The 12,580-nt window shown below is 42.4% G+C and carries 8 protein-coding genes; all 8 read right to left on the bottom strand.

Going from position 1 to position 12,580, the window contains the following annotated elements; all coding sequences use genetic code 11:
- Nucleotides 1-34: 34 nt before the first annotated feature.
- The 8 genes from O9X84_RS15840 to O9X84_RS15805 all read right to left on the bottom strand — a co-directional run bounded on the left by O9X84_RS15840 (nucleotide 35) and on the right by O9X84_RS15805 (nucleotide 12,554).
- Complete coding sequence (locus O9X84_RS15840; RefSeq protein ID WP_269520661.1) at nucleotides 35-1,399, bottom strand: TrkH family potassium uptake protein; 1,365 nt, start codon at nucleotides 1,397-1,399, stop codon at nucleotides 35-37.
- Entirely contained in the window at nucleotides 1,399-2,052 is a 654-nt protein-coding gene (locus O9X84_RS15835) for a potassium channel family protein (protein WP_269520660.1), read from the bottom strand. The genes O9X84_RS15840 and O9X84_RS15835 overlap by 1 nt, the downstream gene beginning before the upstream one ends.
- 4 nt (nucleotides 2,053-2,056) lie before the next feature.
- Nucleotides 2,057-2,749: a response regulator gene (locus tag O9X84_RS15830; protein ID WP_269520659.1), complete on the bottom strand. Its 693-nt coding sequence runs from the start codon at nucleotides 2,747-2,749 to the stop codon at nucleotides 2,057-2,059.
- Nucleotides 2,746-3,747: a sensor histidine kinase gene (locus tag O9X84_RS15825; RefSeq protein ID WP_269520658.1), complete on the bottom strand. Its 1,002-nt coding sequence runs from the start codon at nucleotides 3,745-3,747 to the stop codon at nucleotides 2,746-2,748. Before O9X84_RS15825 ends, O9X84_RS15830 begins: the two co-directional genes overlap by 4 nt.
- A 155-nt stretch (nucleotides 3,748-3,902) precedes the next feature.
- On the bottom strand, nucleotides 3,903-7,073 hold the full coding sequence (locus O9X84_RS15820; RefSeq protein ID WP_269520657.1) for a TonB-dependent receptor: 3,171 nt from the start codon (nucleotides 7,071-7,073) through the stop codon (nucleotides 3,903-3,905).
- 502 nt (nucleotides 7,074-7,575) lie between these two features.
- On the bottom strand, nucleotides 7,576-9,762 hold the full coding sequence (locus tag O9X84_RS15815) for a sulfatase (RefSeq protein WP_269520656.1): 2,187 nt from the start codon (nucleotides 9,760-9,762) through the stop codon (nucleotides 7,576-7,578).
- A 351-nt stretch (nucleotides 9,763-10,113) separates the two neighbouring features.
- Nucleotides 10,114-11,253 carry a DUF1501 domain-containing protein gene (locus O9X84_RS15810; protein ID WP_269520655.1) on the bottom strand — a complete coding sequence of 380 codons (1,140 nt, stop codon included), beginning with the start codon at nucleotides 11,251-11,253 and terminating at the stop codon, nucleotides 10,114-10,116.
- 2 nt (nucleotides 11,254-11,255) lie between these two features.
- On the bottom strand, nucleotides 11,256-12,554 hold the full coding sequence (locus tag O9X84_RS15805) for a DUF1800 domain-containing protein (RefSeq protein ID WP_269520654.1): 1,299 nt from the start codon (nucleotides 12,552-12,554) through the stop codon (nucleotides 11,256-11,258).
- Nucleotides 12,555-12,580 lie beyond the last annotated feature (26 nt).

Raw genomic sequence — 12,580 nt, 5'->3', positions numbered from 1 at the left:
GAAAGGCGTCATCTGACGCCTTTCGATGTATCTTTTATCCTACAGGAATAGTGCTGTTTGGGTATCTAATTGTTACCTGACGAGGGCTAGCTAGGAAGTACGCAATAGTTAACGGTCCCAAGCGGCCTATAAACATCAAAAAGATAATTACGACTGCACCAGCATCAGACAAATCACCCGTTAACCCCCTAGATAACCCCACCGTGCCGAGAGCGGAAATAGCTTCAAAAACTACATCTAGGAAATCAGCTTTTTCGGTTATTGATAGAATGAATATTGCTAGCCACGATACCGCAGTTGAAAGAAGAGTCAGTGCTAGTGCTTTTCCTCTGGTCTCGGTAGATAGCGACCTTCCGAATATTGATGGCGAGGGGTCACGGCGCAAATAGCTATATGCTGACATGATTAGCACGACAAAAGTAACAAGCTTAATTCCGCTCGCTGTACTCATAGACCCTCCCCCTATAAACATAAGCAGAAGCGTTAGCCACGTTGTAGCATTTTCTAGCGCACTTATATCGATAGTGTTAAATCCAGCGGTTCGAGGCGTTACGGCTTGAAACCATGCTGCCCAAAATCTAGACGATGAGTCTAAACCACCAAGGGTATTGGGATTATCTTTTTCAATAAAGTAAATCAAAACTAGCGCGATGCCGTTGATGATAAAAGTGCTACTAATCATTAGCTTGCTATAAACAGAAAGAGGCCGCCATGCTCGCTTTTTGTTTAAATCTATCCATACGGAGAAGCCTAAACCACCAATGATAAATAAGGCAGTTATCGTGAGATTGATCACAGGATTTCCGACATACGAGGATAGGCTATTGGCGCTAAGGGCGAAACCTGCGTTGTTGAAAGCAGAAACCGTATAGAAAAATGCGTGAAACAGCGCTTCTCCGATAGGCTTAGTCTGTAACCAAAAAATCGATAAAATAATAAAGCCTAGCAATTCGATTATTAACGCAAACAAGAGCACTGATTTAGCGGTAGAAACTAGTGTAGATAAATCCGTTTGATTAAATGCCTCTTTAATAGCAGATTGCTGTAAAAACGATATTTTGCTGCCTAGTGCAATTAAGGTTACTACTGCGAAGGTCATCAATCCAAGGCCGCCAATTTGAATCAATAGAGCAATGATAGTGAGCCCTACTTGAGTAAATACCGTTCCTGTATCAACAACGACCAATCCAGTGACAGTTACTGCCGACGTTGCAGTGAATAGGCTCTGTGAAAATGAAATAGGTTGAGTGGTCATGCCGGGAAGCAGTAGTAGCAAGGTACCAATCGCTATTACTGCTAAAAAGCTCAGCGATAAAATGAGAGGCGGTGCTGCCTGTATTTTGTAAGCGCTTTTTGCTTTTCTGGATATTGGGCGTTGTTGTAAGTTCCAGCGCGTCATTACTTCAACCTTGGAGCAATTCTGACTAAGGCCTCTTTAGGGCCATACATAATAAGTGTATCGCGTTCGCGTACAATATGAGAAGCGGATGGAGATTGTGTTACTTCTTGCTCCCGTTTTAACAGTAAACAATGTATCGAATTTTCAAAACCTTTAATTAATTGCTCTATGCTAGTAGGCTGAAAAGACAATGGAAGATGTATGTCGACTATATAATTGCCATGGCCAACGCTTAGATAATCACTCACCATGGGATAATTTAATGCCTGTGCAACACGCGCACCCATCTCTTCCTCGGGGTGTACAATTCGCGTCACACCTAATTTGGAGAGTATTGTATGGTGTGCTGCTGTGTTTGCTTTCACCCAGATGTCTTTGACGCCTAAGTTTTTAATATGCAGTGTACACAGCAAGCTGGCTTGCATATCTTCACCTATTGCAACAAGAACCGCTTCACTTTGACAAAGGTTTAATTCTTTAAGCGCCCTTTCATCAGTGACATCGCATATAAGCGTTTGAGTTAATTGTCCTGCGTATTGTTCAGCGAGCTTCTCGTCTTTATCGATCCCAGTGACAGTATGCCCCATATGTATAAGTTCAGTGCTAGCTGTTAATCCAAATCGGCCTAACCCTATTACCGTAAAATGTGCCATAAGTTTACTCCGAGTGATTAAATACAAACCGGTAGCCGTGGCCCGCGGAAGTCTCTATTGAAAATTGATTTGTGTTCAGTGATGAAAGTTTTTTTCTTAAGTGGCTAATCAAAATTCTAATGTAATGGGTATCTTCGCTATTATGGTTCCCCCAAATTGTGCGCATAAGCACTGTCTGGTTGACGAAAATCCCAACATCCCTTGTTAAAACATCCATCAACAAGAGCTCTTTGGGTGTGAGCGAAACATGCGTCTTTCCAAAGGTTAACAACCCACTATTTAAGTCGAGGTTGAGGTCTTGAAAATTTCTTATGCGTTCAGCTTCAGGAATAACTGGCGTAATATCGCGTAGGAGAACCCTTATACGAGCAATCAGTTCCTTTATACTGAACGGTTTACTCACGTAATCATTTGCTCCTGACATTAAAAGCTCGACTTTGTCATCCTCTGAATGTCGCGCTGATAAAACCAAAATGGGTACGCTGCTAGTCTGTCTCACGCGCCTTAGGATTTCTTTGCCATCCCCATCAGGAAGTCCAAGATCCAATATTATTAATTCAGGCTTTTCTTTTAGAGCAAGTACTAGTCCGTCTTGCACGCTACCTGATTCTTTAGTTTTAAACCCTTCAGCTTTCAAAGCGATACTTATCATTCGGCGAATGTGAGTTTCATCTTCAACAATCAGAACGGTATTCATGAAAACTGCTCGCTTAAATTAGGGATAGAAAGAATTGCACGACAACCTTGATCCAAATTTTGAAGTATCAGCGTTCCTTTATGAGCTTCTGCTATTCCTTTGGCCACATTAAGTCCAAGACCAATACCGCCTCTTCCAACATCACCATCGCGTGAAGAAGAGAACAGGAGGAAAGGTGATTCAGTATCGCCATTTTTAAGGCCAATGCCTGAGTCCTCAATAGAAAAGTATGTGTTTTTCGCGTCGTTGCTAACAATCACTTTCACTGCTTGGCTGCTAAATTTAAGTGCATTGTCGATTATATTAAATAACGCTTGCTCCAGAAGCGGCCCGCTAGCAGTAAAATGCTCATTGCTGTTTTTATAGGTAACGAAAATCCGGTTGGTGCTAAACCTAGCTAAGAGGTTATCAATGATAAAGCGGATAGTGACTTTCTCTCTTCCTGCAATGAGTAAGTCGCTCTGAATTTTTGTGGCTTGAAGAATATTCTCGACATAGGTGTGTAAACGCCTGCTCTCAGAGATGCTGCCTTTTATTAATTCTCGCTTATCTTCTTCAGATAATGAGTGATAGTAAGAATCTAATGTTTCCATAGAGCCTATAATTGAGGAGAGTGGTGTACGTAAGTCGTGTGAAACTGAACGAAGTACATTCGCCTGTAATTGGGCCTTTCGAAGGGCTGTTTGTTGTTTCTTATAAAACGCAGTTAATTCACTTGTCAGAATGGCGACGACAATGAAAGTTGCCATATTAACGACATCGTCGGCATTGCTCATTCGAACTGAATAAAAAGGCTCGGTGAAGAAAAAGTTGAAGCTCACGGCGCCAAACAGAGCCGCTAAAATACCGTTAAAGCGAGAAAATATAATTGCACAGGCAACAGAGCCAAGCTGCAAGATGAGTAGCGTACCACCTAACGGTAAAAATGAACTGCTTAGCAGCCAACTTACCAGAACAGCAAATATCATAATGGAGCATGTAACTGCGATATCGCGCATACAGTTAACTCAATTGTTCTTTGTGAAAATACTGTGTTAAATGTATCAAGGAAGGGAAGTGAAAACGCGTAAAATTTGCGTAAAATTTTGAAGGTTCTTGTGAAAACTATAAAGAAGGCGAGGGCTTGCGCCCCAGCCAACCTTACTTGTTACAATTAGAATCTGTAGTTAACAGCTAATTGATAGATACGTCCTGTATACGTTAAACGGCTGACAGCACGTTCGTCTGTGCCTAAGAACTCCTCGCCAACTTCATCAGTTAAGTTGAAAGCACGTAAGAACAACTTAGTTTTGTCATTAAGCGCATATTGACCTACAAAATCCAATCGGCCTATTGCCTTTCTTGTACGGGCATTAGTACCTAAGAACGAGTTAGCGCCTCTAAGCGTTTGATCGTCACGCCAGTTGTACGACAAGCGTAAGCTTATTCCGTCATTTTCCCAGTAGGTAATTACGTTGAACGATTCCGGTGATACACGCGTTAACTCAATTTCACTGCCTTCTTGATCTAAGCTTGTGTAGTTAAATACACCGCCAAAGCCGTTCCACGGGTAAGGAAGAAAATCAAGCTTCTGCTGGATTGCAACCTCATAGCCTGTAACGGTAATTTTATCTGAAATATTGATAGGAGCAGTGATATTTACTTCTCTCAAGTTTTCGTTACCGTCATCGTCAATGATAGGTGTCGTTTGAATACAACCAAACTCTCGTCCATTAGTCCCAGGTGTGCGCTCTATGTCGCCCAGTAAGCGGTCAACAATGGGGTTTGTACCTGGCTCAGGACAAAAGCCTTGTTCAGAATCAAATAAGTTTGTGATCTCTTTCTTAAAGTAACCTACTGAGATTGCACTACCTTCGCGGTTATACCACTCTACTGAAAGGTCGTAATTCTTCGCTTCATAAGGACGTACTGTTGCTGTCGGTAGGTCTAAACGAACCGATTGATTGCCTCCGCGCAAAGCGGCAGTTGGACGCTGTGCAAGTAGGTTAGGACGAACGATACCTTCATAGTATGCACCTCTGAGCAACACGTCTTCGTGAACTTCGAAAGTAATGTTTGCCATAGGCAGCGTATGTTGATAATCGTCTTCAAAAGTAACCGGTGCTGCTATACCATTTCGACCTCGATCATCCACTTGGGTTTCAAATCCATCAAACGTATTATCGGTTTGAATATGGCGAACGCCAATATTGCCGCGATACGGAACTGATCCTAGCTCTCCGCCAAAGTCAGTCATGGCATACACTGCTAAGATATCTTGGTCTGCAGCAAAGTTAAAGCCTAGGTTATTTGGTAAACCGCTGTTTCGGTCCTGCTGGTCCCAAAACCCGGTTCTGTTGCGCTCTAAACCTGCAAATGGAGTGCTAAAAGAGGTCGCAGTCGGGATATTATTGACATCGGTCTCGATGCCTTGCTGTAACATGTCCAATGCTAAATCATTGTCGATGGTCAACCATCCTGATGTGTTGTCAAATGTACCAGGGATATTTCCGCCAAAGTAATCACCTTGCTCTGAAGACAATATGTTATCGGTTAAGAATGCATCAGAGATATTACTTGTATCAACACCGGCTAAACCTTGTCCTTGGTCGATACTTTCAAGAGACTCTCTTGAGAACCTCGCGCCAAATTTTATAGTTTCAAAGTTTAGTGCGTCGCCTAAGCCAAAATCAACGAAGCGCTCTGCGTTAAATTCAGCACTGCTTACTTCTCTAGACAAATCGCGAACGCGGCCTGTAATTCTGAATGCTAGGCGTCTGCCTTGGTTAGCGTCAGATACTGAGTTAACGCTTAACGAACTTAAATTTGGAACCTGCCATACTAGGTTGTTATAAACATATGGCTGATCGTATTCACCTTGAACAAAGATATTGTCTAAGTTGCCGTTGCCTGAGTTAATAGAGCCATTAAAGCCAGTTGGAACGCTATCTACGCCATTTCGACGACCGTCTGCGTCTGTAAAATTGAAAGAGTCGCGCCAATCTTGGTTAGATAAAAATGTAAATCCTACGTTTTGAAACTCATTGCTAGCCTCAGAATGCGTAAGCGTGCCGTCGAAAGCCCATTCGTCTGTGAAGTAGTCAGCGTAAAGAATAATGCCTTCTGTTTTCTCTCTAAAAGTGGTCTTACGGTTTTCTGTTTGAAGAGAGCCATCCGTGAAGTCATAGTTAGATACTGCATACACTAAAGGAGCGCCTTCTTCGTCAGAAGTTCTATCGTAAGCAAACGGTGCTGTATCCATATCTAGTGTTACGCGAGCATCGAAATTATCTCTGTCACGACGGCGAGTATTAAAGCCAGGGCTGATAGTTGAAGCTTCTTTCGTTCCGTCAGCTAAGTCACGTTCTGAGAAGAGTAAATGCGCGCCAAGCTTAAAGTTTTCACTGACGCGGTACTCGATATTACCAGAGAACGAGATTCTATCGCCATCACTGTACTCACTTACGTTTCGAGCGCGCGCTGGCGCTGTAAGTTGTGCATCTTCAGCTAAGCCCCATTTCTCGCGATACTCGGCAATATTGGTGGCACGAACATCTCCGTCCACAGTATCTACAGATGTATAATCGACAATATCAAAAGTATCTCGTCTAAATGTTTGTCCTGAACCCGCCAGCTTGAAAGCTACACCTAATTTCTTGTCCATAAGGTGTTTAACGCCAGAGATCCTAAAGTTCGGGTCTACGTTACCTGTTAGATCCTCATAGCGTCCGCCTACACTTATTGATGCTGAACCGTCTTTCTTTGACAAGGCTTGCTGAAGCTTCTGATCGACGATACCGGCAATACCTCCAGCCTGAAGGTCTGCTGTCGGACTTTTAACAACGGTTACACCGTCAAAAATACTGGCTTCAAATGCTGCAAATGGATTTGGTTCGCCCACAGCATTAATGTTATTTGCGCCCGAGGGCGTCGCAAACGATTGGCCCATTGCCGTTGTTTTTACGAACCCACTACCTAAACCACGAAGACTGATAGTACTTTGTCTGCCTTCTTCATCAGTGTTCAACTGAACGCCCGGAATAGCTTGAAGTGCCTCACCAAAATCTAATGCAGGCAAAGCATCGATATCAGTAGCTGAGATAGCATCAACGATAGATGCGGCGTTACGTTTGGTATTAAGCGCATCTTCAAGCGAGGCTCTTACACCAGAGACTTCAATAACTTCTACGCTCTCGTCTTGCTGCTTTTTGTCAGTATTCTGCTGTGCGCTATTAACTGCCGTGTTCACTTCTTGCGCGAGCAATGTAGGAGAACTAATGGTTAATAAAAGTGCTGCTGTGTTGCCCAACAGCTTTCTATTTATATTTGATCTTGTATTCTGCATCGACCCATTCTCTTTGTTGTGTGATTTAAGTGTGTTTCTTAAATGTATTGTTAAATCTTTGTGAACCCATATTAACCACATGAAACAGTCAAAACAAGTCATTTGTCATCATTTGTAATGAAACTTAGACTATTCATTAGTCTAATACTGAATATTTTTGAGTGATATCGCTTCTACGTTTTCGACATTTATTTTCAAGGGTCAAATTATTAAATAATTTTGTTTAAGTATTTCAGTGTTGTACAAAATATTTTGATAATTGTAATGTCCACAAGGTTGAGTTTTTTAAATATCATTAACAATCATAATTAATCACTTGGTGTTCGGTAGGATTTAACTGAGAGCAAATAGTGGAAACTTAAGGAACGTTAGTAACAGAACTTTTATGTTATTTTTAAGTTGAGCTCGAGAGCCGCGATGTAATTTGAAGGGCTTCCAGAACTCTACGATGTGCTATGGCGACATAACAAAGCACCGAGTAAATATTGGTAATAGAACTGTTTTAAGCCTTGCTACCAAAATAACTTCTCGCACGTAAAAATATCCAAAGGACTGGTATTGACCAAAATATGCTTCCTCCATTGGACGTGTCAGGAGTTGAGCTATTATCTGGAGTATTACTTTCTGCCTTAGGCTGTGAGACTGAAATAATTAATGTTTCGCTGTCCGTTGTATCGCCATCAGACACAGTTAGCTTTAGTGAGGCTTCTTTCCCGGAAAATGACTTAGGTATGCTAACTCCGTAAGTACTCTGCGTTACATCCACAGCCTCATTCAGAGAAAGTGAGGCGCTTACTGCTTGCAGGGAAAGCAGATCTTTATTGGTATCACTGAGCTTGTATTCAATGGATACCGAGCTACCAGCAGTGGCTGAAAGACTGTTGTTAAGTATGCGAATAGTGGGAGGGCTATTTACGGGTAGTATTTGCACAGCAATTTGCTTGCGAATTGTTTTAACGCTGTCCTGTGCAATAAATGCGAAACTGATGAATTGAGAAGTACTAACCACTGGAGCTATGAATGAAAGTCTATCTCTTGTTGCCTCAACACTGATATCTGGGCCCATAAATTGTTGATAGTCTACTTGGCTCTTTCCCTCTGTGTTTAACAGTTCCCATGACAAGGTGATTTTGTCGCCAGCACTAGCCTGACGCCGCGACGCGTTGATATTAAGCGTTAATTTTGAAGATACGCGGTCCTCGGGCAATCTATATTTGCTTGCCGAGTTACCAATACTATCGAAATTAAACGCCCCTTGTTGATAGTCTGGATTTTGTAAAGGAAGCGCTGCACCTGATAGCATAAGGTAACTTGTCAACAGACTGTCGAGTTCGTCGCGTTTATCGGTTGCTGCATTGGCCAAGTTTACCGTTTCGTCGATATCATCAACCATGTTGTATAGGGCGTGTCGGTGAGGCTCACCTTCGCCATAAAAAAAAGTCTTTATAAGTTTCCAGCCGTCATACATTATTGTTGCTGACGGGGGGAGCCAATCAGGTATACGCGGCATTGTCGGGTAATACGTAATAATGGGCCGCATATCAATGGTGTCGCCGGTCAAAATAGGTCTTATATCAGTACCATCTATTAAGTGCTCATTAGGTAAGTCAATATTCAGTCCTCTAAGTAGCGTTGGATAAAAATCTACTGTCTGAATTGGCGTTTCGCTTATTGTATTTTTTTGCGTCAACCCCGGCCAAATTATAAAGGTAGGAACCCGATTTCCGCCTGAATACTGCGTTGCCTTACCTCCCCTTAATGGAAAGTTACTCGTTGGGTGTATTTCACCTAATACATCATACATATTTCCACCATTATCAGAGGTGAAAACGATTATGGTGTCTTTCTCTATACCAGCATTTACCAATGCGCTATATAAAATACCAATAGCGTCATCAAAATGTTTGATCATCGCTGCGTAGGTCGCACTGCGCTGGCTATTAAATGGTGAGCGCTTCTCTCTAAAATACGTGACGTAATCAGCTTTGGCACTAAATGGAGCGTGAACGGAAAATGGCCAGAAGTTAACGAAGAACGGACCGTTTGCATGAGTCTCAGCAATCCACTGCTTAGCTTCTTTGGCCAGGCGCATATCGATATGTTCTAGCGGTATATCTGGCTCAAGGTTGGGGGCAAATGACCAAGGTGCAAGATACCCTCCAGTAGGACTTGGACCGCTAAAATGAGGAATATCAATATCAAAGCCGTGTTCTAACGCGCTGTATGGAGAAGCACCAAGGTGCCATTTGCCAAAATGTGCAGTTTGGTAGTTTTTTGTTTTTAAAACCTTCGCGAGGGTTGGCAGTGAAGTATCTAACCGCGTGGCGGTTAACGGGGTGGTGGCAGGTTGATCGCTTGGCCCCGCGGACTGTTCTAATGCGGTGAGTCTAACTGCTGTATTGTTTATATTGGGATTTAAAATATTATGGCGTGCTGGTGTTTGTCCAGTGAGTATTGACGCTCTAGTGGGTGAGCATAGCGGACTATTACTAAAGGCATGAGTGAAGGTCATGCCCTTCTGAGCTAGAGCATCAATATTAGGTGTTTCATAAAATTTATTTGGTTGATAAATTGATGTGTCGTTCCATCCAAGATCGTCCGCGAGAATAAAAATGACATTTTTGGGTTGTTGGGAAAGAGCTGGCATGCACAGAACTAACAATCCAAAAAATATAAAAGCTTTGTGCATATTCACTCCGTTGATGCATTACTGAAAGCTGTGCGACTCCTAACAATATAACCTATTTTGAATAATGGTGAGCAAAAAAGTAGCTCACGTTTTCGTTTGAGGCGTTAAGGATAGCCTAGTAAATTCAGGGGCAAGCAACTTAGATATTCGAACCAAAATTAAGGCATGATCGCAAATATGGAATAATTGATGTCTGTTCATTTTGACGAGGGATATCAATGATAGCCTTTACATGGTAAACCCGTTGGGTAGGGTGTCTAAGACAGACGATTTTGAAAAACATTACAGCCTCATGAATTAATTTTTGGCTAGTTAAACTTTGATAGCTTCTCGAGCCTAATACACAGTAAGTTAGTCAAAAAGTCTATGTTCGTACGGGGAGTCGTTGGGGAAAATAGATTTGATTTGACTCGGGCTTAGACTAAGGTGCTGTTTTAGTGCTGTGGCAATCCAAGAAATTGTATTCGTTGTTGGCAGTAAATCGCGGTTCTCAAATAGTTTGTATTCAGAAATGCCCGGCCATTCTCCACGAACGGAACCACCGAGGTGAGAACCCCCTGCAATAAACATACTACCAGCCGTGCCATGATCAGTGCCGCCTGTGCCATTTTCTCGCACAGTTCTCCCAAATTCTGATGTAACTAATACAAGAGTATTGTTCCAATCACTGCCTAGGCCTTTCTTTAGCTGTGCAATACCGCTATCTAGTTGTTTTAACTCTCTAGACAATTTCGCGCTTTGTGCCTTGTGCGTATCCCAGCCTCCGCTCTCTAACATTACAAACTGTATATTCGATTTTGATTTCATTATATCGGCACATTCGCTACACAATTTTGAAAACGAGGATTGACGGCTCCCCTTGTTATCGCCCATCAATGCATCTTTTATTTCCTTGCCTGCCGACAGTGATTTCGCGAGTTTTTCATCAAATTGGTAGAGCGCAGCTAGATCATCGGTTAAGCTATCTATTGATTTATTAAATTTAGATGGATAAAAGTTACTGCCTCGTAGTGAATTCCTAAAAGCTAAAGGCATTGTCTTGGATATTGCTATACCTTCGGTGCCAAGGACATTCATCGCACGGCCAAGCCAGCCAGACTGTAAGTTTGCACTTGCCAACCCGCTTTCCAAGTAATCCTGACCATCAAAATGAGATCGGCCTTTATATCCAGTCGATGTCGCTACAACACACGATAGTTCTTTGCGCTTAAATAAATCGTGTAGATTGTAGAGTGACGGATGAAATTTATAGTTATTGTCTACAGCAAAGGCATCGTCAAGCCCTGACATTAAATTTGGGCGCATCGATGATAGACTTTTCTCAAAGGCAGGTATAACTGTATGCAAGCCGTCTACAGCGCCTCGTTGCAATATCCAAACCACACGCTTTAATGATTTTGTTTTATCGGTCTGTTGAGCCGCAAATAAAGTAGGCGAGTGAAGCATAACGGCACCGCTCGCTAGAATTTTCAATAATGTACGCCGTTGCATTTTTATCTCCTCATAAATTCGGGACTCAAAAACAATAGTGCGAAAGCTCGATCACGACTCTCTGCTCGCATCATTAGTTGCTGGGTGTTTTTAGATAGCGCCGGCCCAAGAACACTATCTGCTATTGTCTTTACTTCTATGTTCTTATCTATACCTAGCGACGCTATCCAGTCGGCTCTAGCCATCAATCCATAACCACTGTTCCAGAAGTCTTCTGAGTCTGCATAGCCAGCAGGGCTTCCTGCTTTAAGTGGTGCTTGGCCCATATTTTTCAAAATACGAATAGAGCTTCCCTCTTTTACTGACTTAAGACCGAGACCTCTGCTCGTTGATATAAAAAACTCCCTAGGTGTTTTAAATTTTTCACTGGTGATAAGCCAAGCGTGTGGGTGGGTAACAAGCGCGGTGTAAACCGCTTTCAAATCTCCCTTCGTGTTTATCCAAGTCTGTTCAACATATTTGAGTAATGCAGGTGAGGGTGAGTCACTGACAACATGTTTAACCAGTTTTCCGCTTATGAATTTAGCGGTAGCTGGTTGAGATGCTATAAAATGAATCATGGCTTCGCCTTGCTGTTGGTTGGTTTGATCAAATTTGCGGCCAAGCAAGTTTTGCGAACCTGGCTCGTGGCCCGCTTTCCTAAAAGAAAAAAGCTCCCCCTCTGTTTTATCTGGATTCTGTATGCCCCAACCTGAGATGCCGTTAGCAAGCGCAATAACATCCTTTTGCGTATATCCGCCCTCTATGCCCAATGTATGTAATTCAAGTATTTCCCTGGCTAGGTTCTCATTCAGTCCTTTTCCCTTTTTACCCAGTCGAGAATTTTGACCAACTGACTTTTCATTATTTAAATACGCTAGCATAACTGGGTGACGGTAAGTGGAAAGTAACATATCTGAAAACCTACCCAACAGGTTTGGTGCTATTGCCTCACGTTCTAATGTGCCTGATAGCGCAGTTAGGTATGCACCTTGAGCAGTAACGCTAAAATGGTTTGAGAAGAAATCTAGCATTCTCCACATAAATGGCTGTGTACTATTTATCGCATTATTAAGCGTACCTACTGCTAGTTGCCTATACGTGGCTTGTCCATATTTCCTAGACTCTTCTTTTGATTTTTCTGAATCTAATTTACGCATTCGATTTAGCGTTAGCGCTATAGAATGTGCCGAGCCCCAGATTTCAAATGAAATAGGCGCTATTTGGTTAAGTACGTAATCCAGTGGATCACTTGATGCTTTCTCTAGTTCACCTGGATGAGCGCCTAATCCGAAGCGGTTTGTTGCAACAACATTCTTCACTAGTGGGTTCATCTCTATAGATTATG

Source organism: Alteromonas sp. BMJM2, assembly GCF_027257845.1.
GTDB lineage: Bacteria > Pseudomonadota > Gammaproteobacteria > Enterobacterales > Alteromonadaceae > Alteromonas.
This window is presented reverse-complemented; position numbering and strand designations above follow the sequence as displayed.

What these genes read in the sequence shown, in the direction of transcription:
- O9X84_RS15840 (WP_269520661.1), bottom strand. Translation starts at nt 1,399, where the DNA reads ATGACGCGCTGGAACTTACAACAACGCCCAATATCCAGAAAAGCAAAA.
- O9X84_RS15835 (WP_269520660.1), bottom strand. Translation starts at nt 2,052, where the DNA reads ATGGCACATTTTACGGTAATAGGGTTAGGCCGATTTGGATTAACAGCT.
- O9X84_RS15830 (WP_269520659.1), bottom strand. Translation starts at nt 2,749, where the DNA reads ATGAATACCGTTCTGATTGTTGAAGATGAAACTCACATTCGCCGAATG.
- O9X84_RS15825 (WP_269520658.1), bottom strand. Translation starts at nt 3,747, where the DNA reads ATGCGCGATATCGCAGTTACATGCTCCATTATGATATTTGCTGTTCTG.
- O9X84_RS15820 (WP_269520657.1), bottom strand. Translation starts at nt 7,073, where the DNA reads ATGCAGAATACAAGATCAAATATAAATAGAAAGCTGTTGGGCAACACA.
- O9X84_RS15815 (WP_269520656.1), bottom strand. Translation starts at nt 9,762, where the DNA reads ATGCACAAAGCTTTTATATTTTTTGGATTGTTAGTTCTGTGCATGCCA.
- O9X84_RS15810 (WP_269520655.1), bottom strand. Translation starts at nt 11,253, where the DNA reads ATGCAACGGCGTACATTATTGAAAATTCTAGCGAGCGGTGCCGTTATG.